This window comes from Vibrio sp. Y176 (genome assembly GCF_033438945.1).
In genome coordinates this window covers 1-523 of record NZ_JAWOQS010001153.1, presented here as the reverse complement: position 1 = coordinate 523, position 523 = coordinate 1, and the positions used below count along the sequence as shown (strand labels likewise).

Annotated in this window: 1 protein-coding gene; it reads right to left on the bottom strand. The window is 48.6% G+C overall.

Annotated features, from left to right (window positions below; genetic code table 11):
• Positions 1-30 precede the first annotated feature (30 nt).
• On the bottom strand, positions 31-523 hold a 493-nt coding region (locus R7O13_RS30715), incomplete at its 5' end, for a glutathione S-transferase C-terminal domain-containing protein (RefSeq protein WP_318305700.1).

Below are 523 nucleotides of genomic sequence, written 5' to 3'. Positions count from 1 at the left end.
CCTTTAATGGTGCGCTTAACATCTTTTCGTTTAAGGTTTCAGCTTCAAAACATTATCAATGTCTGTAGCACTGTGGCGCTCAGCTAGTTGCTCCCAATCTTCCCCCCAAGAGCGGTTAACAATACGACCACGTTTAACACCTTCTCGCTCATCAATCGCTTTCGCCCAACGCACAACATTTTTGTAGCTCTCCACATCTAAAAACTCGGCTGCATCGTATGCGCGGCCCAGCACCAAGTTACCGTACCAAGGCCAAGTTGCGATATCGGCAATGCTGTACTCATCACCACCTAAAAAGGCGTTGTTTGCCAGACGTTTGTCCAGTACATCCAGTTGACGCTTAACTTCCATCGTAAAGCGGTTGATTGGGTACTCGAATTTCTCTGGCGCGTACGCGTAGAAGTGACCGAAACCACCTCCTAGGTATGGTGCAGAGCCTTGCAGCCAAAATAGCCAGTTCATTACCTCGGCACGCTTCGCGCCTTCTGTTGGTAAGAAGTGACCAAACTTTTCTGCCAAGTAG